Source organism: Streptomyces wuyuanensis, from assembly GCF_900103455.1.
GTDB classification, from domain to species: Bacteria; Actinomycetota; Actinomycetes; order Streptomycetales; family Streptomycetaceae; genus Streptomyces; species Streptomyces wuyuanensis.
On sequence record NZ_FNHI01000025.1, the window covers coordinates 1 to 15,004 of the forward strand.

The window sequence follows — 15,004 nt, forward strand, 5'->3', positions numbered from 1 at the left end:
GCCGGCCACGTGTAGCCCGGCTTCTCGGTGTACGTGTCGAAACCGGGTTCGAAGTCGTGGACGACGAACCGGAGCTTCTTGCGTTCGGGGGCCGCGATGTGGACCTCGTAGCCCTCCTCGCGCAGCCGCTGGTACGGGTACAGGACCTCCAGGGACTCGGCTGCGTCGCCGGTGACGATCAGGATCTTCACGCTCATGGCTACTGCTCCCCTGTATGGATTTGTCGGCCTTGGGCCCTTCAAGGGCCAACCTGCCCCCCGCGCGGCAGTTTGCCAAGAGGCCACGTGTCGCTGTCCAGACTGTCAAACTTCCGGCCCCGCTTTTGTACACATACGGCTCATGACGGGTCCGGGGTGAGGGGCGATAGCCTTGGACGCGTGATCAGCGCGATACGCCGAGGGGGCAGCGAAGCCCCCTGGAGGCACCGCCCAGCGGCAGCTGGGGGACCGCGCCCGGTACGCCACAGTGGCCGGGTGCGAGCTGATCTTCCCTGCGGACCCGAGTTCGCTCGGGGCCCGCGTGGTCACCTCCCGGGCCGGACGCCCACATCGGCCGATTTCGGTCCGGACATCTCTCATCCCGGCATAGCGTCGATACCGAGCGGAGACCCCGCGTCGTGGCGTTGTGTCATCTTTTCCACCTACGTCACGCAACGGCGCGCGACAGGAGCCAGAGGACATGCAGACCAAGCTGGACGAAGCCAAGGCCGAGCTGCTCGACAGGGCGGCCCGGGTAGCTGAGCACAGCCCGGGCGGGGGGCAACTTCCGACTGGGTCCGACAGCGGGGAGCGCCCTGACCGGGACCACATCCTCGCGTTTCTCCAGCGCTACTACCTGCACACCGCACCCGAGGACCTCACCGACCGCGACCCCGTCGACGTCTTCGGAGCAGCCGTCTCGCACTACCGCCTCGCGGGGAACCGTCCGCAGGGCACGGCCAACGTCCGGGTGCACACCCCGACCGTCGAGGAGAACGGCTGGACGTCCAGCCACTCGGTCGTCGAGGTCGTCACCGACGACATGCCCTTCCTCGTCGACTCGGTCACCAACGAGCTGTCCCGCCAGGGCCGCGGCATCCACGTGGTGATCCACCCGCAGATCGTGGTCCGCCGCGACGTCACCGGGAAGATGATCGAGGTCCTCAGCGGCGAGCCGAACGCTGCCGCAATGCCGCACGACGCGCTCGTCGAGTCCTGGATCCACGTCGAGATCGACCGTGAGACCGACCGGGCCGACCTCAAGCAGATCACCGCCGACCTGCTGCGCGTCCTGTCCGACGTGCGCGAGGCCGTCGAGGACTGGGAGAAGATGCGCGAGGCGGCGCTGCGGATCTCCGAGGAGCTGCCGCGGGAGCCCATCGCGGACGATCTGCGCGAGGAGGAGGTCGACGAGGCACGGGAGCTGCTGCGCTGGCTCTCCGACGACCACTTCACGTTCCTCGGCTACCGCGAGTACAACCTGGTCGACGGCGACGCCCTGTCCGCCGTCCCCGGCACCGGTCTCGGCATTCTCCGCTCCGACCCGCACCACACCGGCGACGACGCCCACGGCCACCCGGTGAGCCCCTCGTTCAACCGGCTGCCCGCCGACGCCCGGGCCAAGGCCCGCGAGCACAAGCTGCTGATCCTGACCAAGGCCAACAGCCGCGCCACCGTGCACCGCCCCAGCTACCTCGACTACGTCGGGGTGAAGAAGTTCGACGCCGAGGGCAACGTCATCGGCGAGCGCCGCTTCCTCGGCCTGTTCTCGTCTGCCGCGTACACCGAGTCCGTGCGCCGGGTCCCGGTCATCCGCCGCAAGGTGACCGAGGTCCTCGACGGCGCGGGCTTCTCGCCCCACAGCCACGACGGCCGCGATCTGCTGCAGATCCTGGAGACGTACCCGCGCGACGAGCTGTTCCAGACGCCCGTCGACGAGCTGCGCTCGATCGTCACGTCCGTCCTCTACCTGCAGGAGCGGCGCCGGCTGCGGCTGTACCTGCGCCAGGAGGAGTACGGCCGCTACTACTCGGCCCTCGTCTACCTGCCGCGCGACCGCTTCAACACCACCGTCCGCGAGCGGCTGACCGGGATCCTGAAGGAGGAGCTCGGCGGCACCAGCGTCGACTTCACCCTGATGAGCACCGAGTCGGTGCTCACTCGGCTGCACTTCGTCGTCCGCGTCCCGTCCGGCACCGAGCTGACCCATCTCACCGACGCGGACAAGGAGCGCCTGGAGTCGCGGCTGGCCGAGGCCGCCCGCTCCTGGGCCGACGGCTTCACCGAGGCGCTGAACGCCGAACTGGGCGAGGAGCGCGCCGCCGAGCTGGCCCGCAAGTACGCCAGCGCCTTCCCGGAGGGCTACAAGGCCGACCACTCGCCGCGCGCCGCGGTCTCCGACCTGGTGCACCTGGAGCAGCTGACCCGGTCCGGCAAGGACTTCTCGCTGTCCCTGTACGAGCCGGTCGGCGCCGCGCCCGGCGAGCGCCGCTTCAAGATCTACCGCTTCGGGGAGCAGGTCTCCCTCTCGGCCGTGCTGCCGGTCCTCAACCGCCTCGGCGTCGAGGTCATCGACGAGCGGCCGTACGAACTGCGCTGCGCGGACCGCACCCACGGCTGGGTCTACGACTTCGGGCTGCGGATGCCGACCGCGTCCGGCAACGGCGGGGAGTACCTGGGCGACGACGCCCGCGAGCGGTTCCAGGAGGCCTTCTCGGCCGTGTGGACCGGGGCCGCCGAGAACGACATGTTCAACTCGCTGGTGCTGCGCGCCGGGCTCACCTGGCGCGAGGCGATGGTGCTGCGCGCCTACGCCAAGTACCTGCGGCAGGCCGGCTCCACCTTCAGCCAGGACTACATGGAGGACACGCTCCTCAACAACGTCCACACCACGCGGCTGCTGATCAACCTGTTCGAGGCCCGGATGGCCCCGGACCGCCAGCGGGCCGGCACGGAGCTGACGGACGCCCTGCTGGAGGAGCTGGACGCCGCGCTGGACCAGGTCGCCTCGCTCGACGAGGACCGCATCCTGCGCTCCTTCCTCACCCTCATCAAGGCCACGCTGCGCACCAACTTCTTCCAGGAGGCGGGCGGCGGCACCTGGCACAGCTACGTGTCGATGAAGTTCGACCCGCAGGCCATCCCCGACCTGCCGGCGCCGCGCCCGGCGTACGAGATCTGGGTGTACTCGCCGCGGGTCGAGGGCGTGCACCTGCGGTACGGCAAGGTCGCCCGCGGCGGTCTGCGCTGGTCCGACCGGCGCGAGGACTTCCGCACCGAGATCCTCGGCCTGGTCAAGGCGCAGATGGTGAAGAACACCGTCATCGTGCCGGTCGGCGCCAAGGGCGGATTCGTCGCCAAGCAGCTCCCCGACCCGTCCGTGGACCGCGAGGCATGGCTGGCGGAGGGCATCGCCTCCTACCGGACGTTCATCTCGGCGCTGCTCGACATCACCGACAACATGGTGGGCGGCGAGGTCGTGCCGCCGCACGAGGTGGTGCGCCACGACGGCGACGACACGTACCTGGTCGTCGCGGCCGACAAGGGCACGGCGACGTTCTCCGACATCGCCAACGAGGTGGCGATCGCCTACAACTTCTGGCTGGGCGACGCCTTCGCCTCCGGTGGCTCGGCCGGTTACGACCACAAGGGCATGGGCATCACCGCCCGCGGAGCCTGGGAGTCCGTCAAGCGGCACTTCCGCGAGCTCGGCCACGACACGCAGACCCAGGACTTCACCGTGGTCGGCGTCGGCGACATGTCGGGTGACGTGTTCGGCAACGGCATGCTGCTCTCGGAGCACATCCGGCTGGTCGCGGCCTTCGACCACCGTCACATCTTCATCGACCCCGACCCGGACGCGGCCGTCTCGTACGCCGAGCGCCGCCGGCTGTTCGAGCTGCCCCGGTCCTCGTGGGCCGACTACGACACCGAGCTGCTGTCGCCGGGCGGCGGCATCCACCCCAGGACCGCCAAGTCGATCCCGGTCAACGCGCATGTCCGCGAGGCCCTCGGCATCGAACCCGGGGTCACGAAGCTGACGCCGGCCGAGCTGATGAAGGCCATCCTCCAGGCGCCGGTGGACCTGCTGTGGAACGGCGGCATCGGCACGTACGTCAAGGCGTCGAGCGAGTCCAACGCCGACGTCGGCGACAAGGCGAACGACGCCATCCGCGTCAACGGGGAGGACCTGCGGGTCAAGGTCGTCGGCGAGGGCGGCAACCTGGGCCTGACCCAGCTCGGCCGCATCGAGTTCGCGCGCGGCGGCGGCCGGGTCAACACCGACGCCATCGACAACAGCGCCGGCGTGGACACCTCCGACCACGAGGTGAACATCAAGATCCTGCTGAACGGCCTGGTCGCCGAGGGCGACATGACCGTGAAGCAGCGCAACAAGCTGCTCGCCGAGATGACGGACGAGGTCGGCAAGCTTGTCCTGCGCAACAACTACGCGCAGAACGTCGCCCTGACCAACGCCGTCGCGCAGTCGCCCAGCCTGCTCCACGCCCACCAGCGCTTCATGCGCCGGCTGGGCCGGGAGGGCGCGCTGGACCGGGCGCTGGAGTTCCTGCCGAACGACCGGCAGATCCGCGAGCTGCTCAACAACCGGCACGGCCTGTCCCAGCCCGAGCTCGCCGTCCTGCTCGCCTACACCAAGATCACGGTGGCGGAGGAGCTGATCGGCACCTCGCTCCCGGACGACCCGTACCTGCGGGGGCTGCTGCACGCGTACTTCCCGAAGCCGCTGCGGGAGCAGTTCGCCGAGGCCGTCGACGGTCACGCGCTGCGCCGCGAGATCGTCACGACCGTCCTGGTCAACGACACCGTCAACACCGGCGGTTCGACCTTCCTGCACCGGCTCCGCGAGGAGACCGGGGCGTCGATCGAGGAGATCGTCCGGGCGCAGACCGCGGCCCGCGCGATCTTCGGCCTCGGTGAGGTGTGGGACGCCGTCGAGGCGCTCGACACCAGGGTGGCCGCCGATGTCCAGACCCGGATGCGGCTGCACTCGCGCCGCCTCGTCGAGCGCGGCACCCGCTGGCTGCTCGGCAACCGGCCGCAGCCGCTGGAGTTGACGGAGACGATCGAGTTCTTCGCCTCCCGGGTCGAGCAGGTGTGGGCCGAGCTGCCGAAGATGCTCAGCGGCGCCGACCTCGAGTGGTACGAGGGGCTGCTGGAGGAGTTCACGACCGCGGGTGTCCCGGAGGAGCTGGCCACGCGGGTCGCCGGATTCTCGTCGGCCTTCCCGACGCTCGACATCGTGGCCATCGCCGACCGGATGGGCAAGGACCCGCTCGCCGTCGCCGAGGTGTACTACGACCTGGCCGACCGGCTGCGGATCACCGAGCTGATGGACCGGATCATCGAGCTGCCGCGGGCCGACCGCTGGCAGTCCATGGCCCGTGCCTCCATCCGCGAGGACCTCTACGCCGCGCACGCCGCGCTCACCGCGGACGTCCTCGCCGTGGGCAACGGGGCCTCCACGCCCGAGCAGCGCTTCAAGGCGTGGGAGGAGAAGAACGCGTCGATCCTGGGCCGCGCCCGGATGACGCTGGAGGAGATCCAGGGATCGGACACGTTCGACCTGGCGAACCTCTCGGTCGCCATGCGGACGATGCGCCAGCTGCTGCGTACGCCCAGCTGACCGGCCTCCCCGAGCGGGTGAAGGGGGCGTCCACCGTCGTGGTGGGCGCCCCCTGCCGCGTCAGACCGTGGCCGCCCACAGTCTGCGGGCCGACAGCACCGCGGCGGCGAGGAGCAGGAGGTTGCGGACGAGGACGACCCCGCCGCCGACCGGGGTGACGTCGATGACGTCCTGGTACAGCACCGGGTACGCGAGCGTGCTCAGCGCGGTCGCGGGCAGCAGCAGGAGCGCGACCGGGCGCTGGCTCGTGTGCCGGGAGGTGAGGCAGACCGCGGCCAGGCCGAGCAGCCAGATCAGGTACTGCGGGCTGATGACGCGGCTCGTGACGGTGAAGAGGAGGACGGCGCACAGCGCTGCGTCGAAGGGCGTGGCGTCCGACCGGCGCCTCGCCCGCAGCCGCCAGAGCAGCAGCAGGAGGAAGGCGGCGGCCGTCAGCAGCAGACTGGCCCGGGCCACGGGCGTGACGTACGGGCCGGTGAACTCGAAGGCGCCGTAACGGTATTCGATCCGGCCCTCGCCGCCCAGCAGCCTGTTCAGCGCGAGCACGGAGCCGCCGAGCGACTCGACCTGGACGCCCCGGTCGCCCTGCTGCCGCAGGAAACCGAGCGGACCGGCGAGGCCGAGCGCGAGGGCGGCGACCGCGCCGATTGCCGCTGCCGCCGCCGAGGCCCAGGCCAGTCGGGTCGTCCTGCCGCGCGGTGTGCCGAGCAGGGTCAGGGCTGGCCACAGTTTGACCGCCGCGCCGAGCCCGGCGAGCGCCCCGCCGAGCCGGGGCCTGCGGTGCACTGCGAGCAGGGCCGGTACGGCGAGCGCGGTGACCTGGACGTCGTAGCGGGCGAGCGGGATGTGCATCAGCAGCGGCAGCCCACCCGTCCACATCCAGACGCCGGGGCCGCCGGGGCCGCCGGCCCGGGCCAGGGCCGCGGTGACCACGGCGTCGGCGAGCAGCGCCAGTGCGGCGAAGGCCTGGAAGTAGGTCAGCCACGGGAAGAGGGCGGGGGCCAGGATCACCGCCCCCGCGCCGGGCGGGTACTGCCAGGTCGGATCGTCCGGGGGAAGGCGCCGCCGAGGAGTTGGCCGTACCAGCGTGCGTAGAGGACGTACACCTCGGTGGAGACGCCCCCGATGCCGATGTCGTCCGTCACGAGCAGGGCGGCCATCCCGAGCCGGGTCGCGAGCCAGACCCCGCAGAGGGCGAGGAGGGGGAGTACGGCGACCCGGGGGCCTGCCGGGGCGAGGGAGGGGGCCTGCTGGGTCGTCATCGACCCGCACCCTAGCCCTTTTTGTAGTGATTTCTTTGGTTTGCCCGGGGGTCTCGCTACTTCTTCCTGGTGAAGGCCTCGTACGCCGCGACGACCTCCTTGGCCGGGCCGTCCATCCGCAGCGTCCCGGACTCCAGCCACAGCGCCCGGTCGCAGGTGGTGGTGATCGCGGAGTTGCTGTGGCTGACGAGGAAGACCGTGCCGGCCTCCTCGCGCAGTTCGGCGATCCGCTCCTGGCTCCGCCGCTGGAACCCGGCGTCGCCCGTGGCCAGCGCCTCGTCGATCAGCAGCACGTCATGGCTCTTGGCGGCGGCGATGGAGAAGCGCAGCCTGGCGCCCATCCCGGAGGAGTACGTCCGCATGGGCAGCGAGATGAAGTCGCCCTTCTCGTTGATCCCCGAGAAGTCCACGATCTCGTCGTAGCGGGCGTGGACCTCGTCGCGGGTCATGCCCATCGCGAGGCCGCCGAGGACGACGTTGCGCTCGCCGGTCAGATCGCCCATCAGCGCCGCGTTGACCCCGAGCAGCGAGGGCTGGCCGTGGGTGTAGATCCGGCCCCGGGCCGTCGGCAGCAGACCGGCGATCGCCTTCAGCAGAGTGGACTTGCCCGACCCGTTGGAGCCGATCAGCCCGATCGCCTCGCCCTTGTAGGCGGCGAAACTGACGCCCCTGACGGCGTGGACCTCACGGCCGCCGTCCTTGCGGGGGCGGCGGGAGAGGATGCGGCTCAGCGCGGCGGTGGCGGCGCCGCGGCCGGTCTTCGCGCCGTTGACCTTGTAGGTGATGTGGACGTCGTCCACCACGACGGTCGGGGTCCTGCCGGCCGCGGTGTCCCCTGCCCGGGTCGGGTCCGCCGGTCGCGCCGGCCGGTCGATCGTTGTCTCAGCCACGGCCGTACTGCTCCTCCGCCTTCCAGAAGTACACGAAGCCGCCCACTCCGAAGAGCACGGCCCAGCCGAGGGCGAGTGCCCAGACGTGCGGCGGCAACTGGGCCCTGGTGTAGCTGTCGATGAGCGCGAAGCGCACGAGGTCGATGTAGACGGCCACGGGATTGCACCGCAGGGCCAGGACGACCGCCTCGGGCAGCTCCATGCGCTTGAGCACCACGGGGATGCTCCACATCACGCCGGACACGTACATCCAGGTGCGCAGCAGGAAGGGCGTCAGCTGGGCGATGTCGGGGGTGCGGGCCGCGAGGCGGGCCACGGCCATCGCGATCCCGGTGCTGAAGACGGCCTGGAGCGCGAGGGCGGGCACGGCCAGCAGCCAGGAGGGCTTCGGGAACTCGCCGAAGCACATGAGGATCACGGCCAGGGCGCCCATGGAGAACATCAGCTGCTGGAGCTGCTGCAGGGCTAGACCGATGGGGAGGGCGGCGCGCGGGAAGTGCAGGGCGCGTACGAGCCCGATGTTGCCCGAGACGGCGCGGGTGCCGGCTGTGATGGAGTTGGCCGTGAAGGTCCAGATGAACACGCCCGTCACCAGGAACGGCACGAAGTCCGGGACGTGCTTCGCGGTGTCCATGAGGATGCCGAAGATGAAGAAGTAGACGGTCGCGTTGAGCAGCGGGGTCATCAGCTGCCAGACCTGGCCGAGCTTCGCCTGGCTGTACTGGGCGGTCAGCCGCGCGGTGGCGAAGGCGGTGATGAAGTGCCGCCGGGACCAGAGCTGGGTGATGTACGTGCCGAGCGGCGGCCGCGCGCCGCTCACGGTCAGCCCGTGCCGGGCGGCGAGTTCGCCGAGGCTGAGGGAGTCCGCCGGTGGTGCTGTCGGCAGGGTGGTCGTCTGGCTGCTCACGCTGGTCACTCGCTCGCTTTCGCCGGGGCCTGGGGAGGTGCGGCCGAAACGGCAACGTTGGGACGGACCCGTATCGTCGCTACGGGGAGACTAGGGCGATCCACGTCGCAACGCAACCGTCTCGTCGTCACGGGTATGCTCCTGGCCATGACCACGGACCCCCGCACCCGACGCGTCCCCGCGGGAGCCGCAGTGCTCCGGGAGGACGTGACCGAGGCGATCCGCGCCGCCGTCTTCGAGGAGCTCGCCACGGTCGGCTTCGCCCGGATGTCGATCGAGGGCATCGCCCGCCGGGCCGGGGTCGGGAAGACCGCCGTCTACCGGCGCTGGAAGTCCAAGCTCTCCCTCGTCCTCGACCTGGTCTCGGCCTTCGCCGCCCAGGGCCTGCCCGCCCCCGCCACGGGCTCGCTGTACGGGGACGTCCGCGCGCTCCTCGAAGTGGCGTCGCACGCGCTGCGCCACCCCGTCGCCTCCCAGGTCATCCCCGACCTGCTGGTCGAGGCGGCCCGCAACCCGGAGATCGCCGACACGATCAAGTCCGCGCTGTTCGACAGCCAGCAGGGCGTCGCCGCGCTCGTCGTCCGGGACGCCGTGACCCGGGGCGAGCTTGCGGAGACCGCCGACCCCGACCGCGCCCTGGACCTGATCCTCGGCCCGCTCTACTGGCGCCTCGTGGTCGTCCGCGGCGATCTGCCCAAGGGGTATCTGGACGATCTCGCCGCATCCGTGGTCGCGGCGCTGACCCGCGGCTGACGCGCCGGCGGCCGGGGTCCACGCGTGAGGCGTCCAGGCGTCCAGGCGTCCAGGCGACCGGCACCCGCGACCGGCGTCCGGGCGGCGTATATCCGACGGGCTCCTCGCGGCTGACGCGCCGGCTGCGGGGCCGGGGCCCACGCGTGAGCCGCACCGCACCGCCTGCCGCGCGCCGGAGCATGCGCTCCACCGGGCGGGTGATCGGCCCCGCCGCGCGTAGCCCCCGCCGGGAAAGGGTCGTTGCTGTGGCGGGCGGGCGGTGAGGCGCCCCGCGGGTGTGGAGGGACGCGCGATGAGCTCATCGAGTACGGCCGGCATCCCGGTCGTTCCCGAGGGTCCGGACGGTCCGGGCGCACCGGACGTCACGGTCGTCGTCGCGGTCCGCGAGGACGACCGGAGTCTCGGACGGTGTCTGGACTCCCTCGCGGGGCAGACCATCGGCGCGGCCCGGATCGAGGTGCTGGTCGCGGGCGCGGTGGAGCGCTCACCGGCCGGTGCGGTCGCACCGTCGCCGGACGGTGCGTACGGGATGCCGCCGGACGATCCGCCCCTCGCCCCGTCCGGTGACGCCCGGTCGCGGACACGGACCGGGGCGCTGACGGAACCGCTCTCCGTCGAGCGCACCGGCACGCTGAACCAGGCCCTCGACCGTGCGCGCGGCCGCTATCTGTTCGTCCTCGACGCGTGCGACTTCCTCGGCCGGGAAGCCCTCTCCCGGCTGGTCGACGCGGCCGACAGCCGGGGCTCCGACGTCGTCTACGCCAAGTCCGCGGCCTCGGGCGCGGCAGTCTTCGCCCGCACCCGTCACCGCGTCCCCCTCGACGAGCCGGGGCTGCCGTGGGAGCTGTCCGCCGCCAAGCTCTTCCGCCGCGAGCCGCTGCTGCGTCTCGGAGTGCGGTTCGCCGAGGACGTGCCGGCCGGTCTCGCCGAGCAGGCCTTCACCCTCGAAGCGCTCTTCCGGTCGAGCGGTGTCGCCGTGCTGGCCGACTACGACTACCGCTTCACCGGGGACGCGGGACCCGGCCCCGGCCGCCGCTCCCGCCCCGCACGGGACTCCTCGGCTGTGCTGGCGGCCGCCGCCGGGGCGCCGGGCGGCCTGGAGGACCTGCTGCGCGGGACGGCCGCGGCGATGGCCGTCACCGCGCGGTTCACCGGGCCCGGACCGCTCGGCGACGGCTTCCGCGTCCGGCACTTCGCCCACGAGGGGGACGTGCTGACCGGCCCTGCCTTCCTCAAGGCGCCGGAACCGGTGCGCCGCCGGGTGTTCGCCGGGGTTCGCCGGCTGGTCGCCGACCACCTCGGAGACGCCGTACTCGCCGCCCTGCGACCGGGGCTCAGGCTCCGGCTCTCGTACGTGCGCGCCGGGGACGAGGCCGGGTTGGTGTCGGTGCTCCGGTACGAGGCGGGGCACGGCGTGCCGCCCCTGCGCACCGACCTCGTCTCCGCGGACTGGCGGCGCACCGGCCCCGCCCGTCACACCCTCGTCGTCACCGCCCGTACCCCGCTGCCCCACCTCGGGGCTTTCGGTGCGGGCCCGGTCCGGCTCACCGGCTGTCCGGAGGCCGGCCGCGTGTTCCTGCGGCCGGCCCCCGACGGGGACGGTACGGAGATCGAGGTGCGGGTCCCCGCCGAGGCGTTCCCGCCGGGCCGTACCCGGATCGGGCTGAGCACCGTGCTGCTCGGCACCGAGCACGCGGCCGCCGTGGCGCCGGGAACCGTGCCGAGGCAGGCCCGCGGCCTGCGGGGGCTGCGCCCGTACCGGCTGGGCGTCGGCCCCGACGGCACCGGTGGACTCGTCGTCGCCGTGATCCCCTTCGGATCGCGTCGCGCCGAACGTTCCCGGCCACCGGGCCTCCTCCGCCGTGCCGTTCACCCGACCGAGCACGCCTGAGCGCTCTCTCCGCACTGCCGTTCGGTCTCGCTCCGGCCTTCGGGACCCGGCGCGGTACCTGCCGGGCGAGGGCCGCCAGGCGCTCGCTGCCCCCGCGGTCTCCGGCTACCGGTCGCGGCGGAACGTCCGTACCAGCGCGCGGGTCAGCAGGGGCGGCAGCAGATCCCGGACGAGCCCGCGGACGCGCGGCGAGCCGCTCCGGCGGGCCGGGGAGGCGGGAGCCGGGACCGTGGCCGATGCGGGCGCCGGTGCGTCCGCAGGCTCGTCGGCGACCGGCTCCGCCCGATGGCGGGAGGGCGGATGCGCCGGGGCCTTGGCCTTGCGGCCGTCGATGCGGATCAGCGGGGCGCCGGCGACGTCCTCCACCCCGTGCCAGAGGTCCGCCCGGGTCTCCAGCCAGCCGAGCAGTTCCCCGCGTACCTCCTCCGGATCGCCCCAGGTGCCGTACAGCTTGGTCCCCGTGATGCAGAGCGGCGTGAGGCCGGCAGTGGCCACCGCGCCCCAGACGGCGGCCGCGACCCCGGGACAGTGCTCGGCCCGGAAGTCGTCGAAGACGACGATGCCCCCGGGTGTGAGGAGCCGTTCGGCGGACCGGATGTCGCCCTGGACGTGCTCGTACAGATGCGAGGCGTCGATGTGGACGAAGCGGCAGCCGGCCGGGCGGACGTGTGAGGTGATGACCGAGGTGGGGGCCTGGACGAGGTGCGGCAGCCGGTCGTGGAAGGACAGGTAGTTGGCCTCGAAGGCCCGGCGGGTGAGCGTGGCGTAGGAGCGGTCCATCTCGGCGCTGTTGGACGCGTCCGGCGCCGGCGAGTCCCAGAGGTCGCAGACCGTGAACTCCTCGCCGGGCCGCAGATAGGAGCCCATGAAGATCGCGCTCTTGCCCAGGTAGGCGCCGAGCTCCAGCAGGTCGCCCGTTTGCTCGCGGTCCTGCTGGTGCGTCAGGAACCAGTCGAAGAGCAGCTGGTCGACCGGCCGAAACCACCCCTTCACGTCGTCGAGCCGGGTGGGCCGGGGCAGCTCGTCCCCGGCGGGCGTCGTGGGCCGGTCGGGGAACTGCACCTGTGCGCTCGTCTGCGACATGAGTGTCTTCTCTCTCGGAACGACGAAGGCTGCCACCCCGGTCCTAGTCCCCGAAGGTGTCGGGGTGTTTGCCGGCAGATGTGGAGCGGGTGGGGCGCGGATGTGGTGCGGACGGCCCGCGCGAGAGGACCCGCACACCTGGCCGATGCGGCGACCGTGTGTGCGGGCCCGGTGCGGGAGATCCCGGTGCGCACCCTTTGCGCTGTGCGCTCGCGGTCACTTCACCGCGCCCGCCATCACCCCCGAGACGAACTGGCGCTGGAAGGCGAAGAACACCGCGAGCGGGATGAGCATCGACACGAACGCCCCAGGCGCCAGGACGTCGATGTTGTTGCCGAACTGCCGTACCTGCTGCTGGAGCGCCACCGTGATCGGCGGCGACTCGGAGTCGGCGAAGATCAGCGCGACCAGCATGTCGTTCCACACCCAGAGGAACTGGAAGATGCCCAGCGAGGCGATCGCCGGCCCGCCGAGCGGCAGGACGACGCGGGTGAACAGCCGGACCTCACCGGCACCGTCCAGCCGCGCCGCCTCCAGCAACTCCCTCGGGATCTCCGCGAAGAAGTTCCTCAGCAGGAAGATCGCGAACGGCAGTCCGAAGGCGACGTGGAAGAGCACGACGCCCGTCGTGGTCTCGAAGATGCCGATCGTGCCGAACAGTTTCGACACGGGTACGAGCGCCACCTGCACGGGTACGACGAGCAGCCCGACCACGGCCAGGAACCACCAGTCGCGGCCCGGGAACTCCATCCAGGCGAAGGCGTATCCGGCGAGCGACCCGATCACCACCACCAGAACCGTCGCGGGCACGGTGATCATGACCGTGGAGAGCAGCGAGTCGGTGACGGTCTCGTTCTGCAGCAGCCGCTCGTAGTTCTCGGTGGTGAGCTGCGCCGGTGCCGTGAACACCTCCCACCAGCCGCTCGCGCTGATGTCGGCCGGTGAGCGCAGCGAGGAGAGCAGCAGCCCCACCGTCGGCATCAGCCAGAACAGGCCCACCAGGACGAGGAACACCCGCATCACCCCGCCGCCCGTGCGGGCGGCGATCCGGGAGGCGAGCGACGGCCTCGCCCTGACGGGGCCGTGTTCGGTCACGGATCCGGCTCCGCTGGCGGCGGCTTCGCTCACGGATCCGGCTTCGCTCACGGCGCCGGCCCGCGGGTCGGGGCCGGCCGGACCTGCGCGGCCGGCGGTGCTGTCGGGGCCGTTGGCGCTGTCGGTGCTCATCGGCGCGTCTCCCTTCGCATCCGCCGGATGTTGAAGGCCATCACCGGGATCACCAGCAGCAGGAGCAGTACGGCGATGGCGCTGCCGACGCCCAGGTGCGCGTCCGTGCCGAACGACGAGCGGTACAGCTGGAGCGCCAGTACGTTGGCGTCGTCCTGCGCCGAGCCCGGCGCGATGATGAACACCAGGTCGAAGATCTTCAGCACGTTGATCATCAGGGTGACGAGCACGACGGCCAGGACCGGTGCGAGCAGCGGCACGGTCACCCTCCGGAAGACCTGCCACTCGTTCGCGCCGTCCACCCGTGCCGCCTCGAGGAGTTCGCGCGGCACGGCCGCCAGTCCCGCCGCGATCAGCACCATGGCGAAGCCCGCCCACATCCAGAGGTAGCTGCCGATGATGGCCGGGGTGACGAGGGACGGGCCCAGCCAGTCGACGCCGTTGTACGGCTCTCGGAAGTTGCTCTCGGGAAGCCGGAGGACGGCGCCGTCGGCCTCCTTCGGCAGCGAGAACGTGCCGTCGGCCGCCGCGGTGGCCTCGGCGACGACCCTGCCGTCCTTGACCGCCTCGATCGCGAGCCCCTTCAGGCCCAGTTCCGCGGCGTCGACGGCGTTCACCGTGCCGCCGCCGCCCCTGGTGAAGTCGAGCCAGGCGGTTCCGGTGATCCGGCCGTCGGTCGAGGGCGGCGCCGATTTCGCGGGCCGGGCGTCGGACGGCATCTTGTCGGCCGGGACCCCGACCAGCGGGAGCAGCACCGGACTGCCCGCGCGGACGGGCCGCTCGGTGACGAACGCCCCGCCGCCCGCCGGCTTCAGTGGATGGGCGGGTGCCGGACGGGCCTTGGGGAAGCCGGCCGACTCGGCGAAGGTGTCGTGCACGCCCACCCAGACCGCGTTGGCGACACCGCGTTCCGGGTCCTGCTCGTACACCAGCCGGAAGATGATGCCCGCGGCCAGCATCGAGATCGCCATCGGCATGAAGACGACCAGCTTGAACGCCGTGCCCCAGCGGACCCGCTCGGTCAGCACCGCGAACATCAGGCCCAGGGCCGTCGCCACGGTCGGCGCCACGACCACCCAGATCGCGTTGTTCTCCACGGCGGTGAGGATGGTGTCGTCGGTGAAGATCTCCACGTAGTTGCCCAGACCGGCGAAGCCGTCGCCGGACCGGTCGAAGAACGACCGGTACACCGAGTACCCGATCGGGTAGACCACGAGCGCGCCGAGGAGCACCAGCGCGGGCAGCAGAAAGCCGGCCGCGACGAGACCCCTGGTGCCGGTCACGCTCCTGCGCACGCCGCCCCCGGCGGTGGAGGGCACCGAGGGGCCCTCCGCTGCTCCGGGGGACGTCTTCGGGGACGTCATCGCGG

The 15,004-nt window shown here is 71.8% G+C and carries 9 protein-coding genes and 1 pseudogene; 3 read left to right on the top strand and 7 right to left on the bottom strand.

Features of this window, described 5'->3' with window-relative positions; translation table 11 throughout:
- Positions 1–197: DJ-1/PfpI family protein (locus BLT82_RS29545; protein WP_208868081.1), on the bottom strand; the 197-nt coding region annotated here is incomplete at its 3' end.
- A gap of 481 nt (positions 198–678) precedes the next feature.
- On the opposite strand from BLT82_RS29545, the gene BLT82_RS29550 reads away from it, so the two are divergent.
- Positions 679–5,622, top strand: coding sequence for an NAD-glutamate dehydrogenase (locus tag BLT82_RS29550; RefSeq protein ID WP_093660359.1), 4,944 nt, complete (start codon positions 679–681; stop codon positions 5,620–5,622).
- Positions 5,623–5,682: 60 nt separating this feature from the next.
- Here the strand turns inward: BLT82_RS29550 and BLT82_RS29555 are convergent.
- From BLT82_RS29555 to BLT82_RS29565, 3 genes and pseudogenes are all read right to left on the bottom strand, one after another.
- Positions 5,683–6,884: pseudogene (locus tag BLT82_RS29555) on the bottom strand (glycosyltransferase 87 family protein).
- 56 nt (positions 6,885–6,940) lie between these two features.
- Positions 6,941–7,759 carry an ABC transporter ATP-binding protein gene (locus BLT82_RS29560; RefSeq protein ID WP_404205543.1) on the bottom strand — a complete coding sequence of 273 codons (819 nt, stop codon included), beginning with the start codon at positions 7,757–7,759 and terminating at the stop codon, positions 6,941–6,943.
- Positions 7,760–7,766: 7 nt separating this feature from the next.
- The gene (locus BLT82_RS29565; RefSeq protein ID WP_404205511.1) at positions 7,767–8,681 is read right to left on the bottom strand and encodes an ABC transporter permease; all 915 of its coding nucleotides are present in this window, start codon (positions 8,679–8,681) and stop codon (positions 7,767–7,769) included.
- A 135-nt stretch (positions 8,682–8,816) separates the two neighbouring features.
- Here BLT82_RS29565 and BLT82_RS29570 point away from each other — a divergent pair, with 135 nt between their 5' ends.
- On the top strand, positions 8,817–9,434 hold the full coding sequence (locus tag BLT82_RS29570) for a TetR/AcrR family transcriptional regulator (RefSeq protein ID WP_208868082.1): 618 nt from the start codon (positions 8,817–8,819) through the stop codon (positions 9,432–9,434).
- Between the two features lie 292 nt (positions 9,435–9,726).
- Entirely contained in the window at positions 9,727–11,325 is a 1,599-nt protein-coding gene (locus BLT82_RS29575) for a glycosyltransferase (RefSeq protein ID WP_107490281.1), read from the top strand.
- Positions 11,326–11,430: 105 nt separating this feature from the next.
- Here BLT82_RS29575 and BLT82_RS29580 read toward each other — a convergent pair whose 3' ends face one another.
- From BLT82_RS29580 to BLT82_RS29590, 3 genes are all read right to left on the bottom strand, one after another.
- Positions 11,431–12,408, bottom strand: coding sequence for a class I SAM-dependent methyltransferase (locus BLT82_RS29580; protein ID WP_208868083.1), 978 nt, complete (start codon positions 12,406–12,408; stop codon positions 11,431–11,433).
- Positions 12,409–12,624: 216 nt separating this feature from the next.
- Entirely contained in the window at positions 12,625–13,428 is an 804-nt protein-coding gene (locus BLT82_RS29585; RefSeq protein WP_244529747.1) for a carbohydrate ABC transporter permease, read from the bottom strand.
- A 203-nt stretch (positions 13,429–13,631) separates the two neighbouring features.
- Positions 13,632–14,999, bottom strand: a complete 1,368-nt coding sequence (locus BLT82_RS29590; protein ID WP_093660363.1) for a carbohydrate ABC transporter permease — start codon at positions 14,997–14,999, stop codon at positions 13,632–13,634.
- Between the last annotated feature and the right edge of the window lie 5 nt (positions 15,000–15,004).

Excerpts from the sequence above, each read along its gene's own strand:
- BLT82_RS29580 (WP_208868083.1), bottom strand. The coding sequence starts at position 12,408 with ATGTCGCAGACGAGCGCACAGGTGCAGTTCCCCGACCGGCCCACGACG.
- BLT82_RS29585 (WP_244529747.1), bottom strand. The coding sequence starts at position 13,428 with ATGCGGGTGTTCCTCGTCCTGGTGGGCCTGTTCTGGCTGATGCCGACG.
- BLT82_RS29550 (WP_093660359.1), top strand. The coding sequence starts at position 679 with ATGCAGACCAAGCTGGACGAAGCCAAGGCCGAGCTGCTCGACAGGGCG.
- BLT82_RS29570 (WP_208868082.1), top strand. The coding sequence starts at position 8,817 with ATGCTCCTGGCCATGACCACGGACCCCCGCACCCGACGCGTCCCCGCG.
- BLT82_RS29590 (WP_093660363.1), bottom strand. The coding sequence starts at position 14,999 with ATGACGTCCCCGAAGACGTCCCCCGGAGCAGCGGAGGGCCCCTCGGTG.
- BLT82_RS29575 (WP_107490281.1), top strand. The coding sequence starts at position 9,727 with ATGAGCTCATCGAGTACGGCCGGCATCCCGGTCGTTCCCGAGGGTCCG.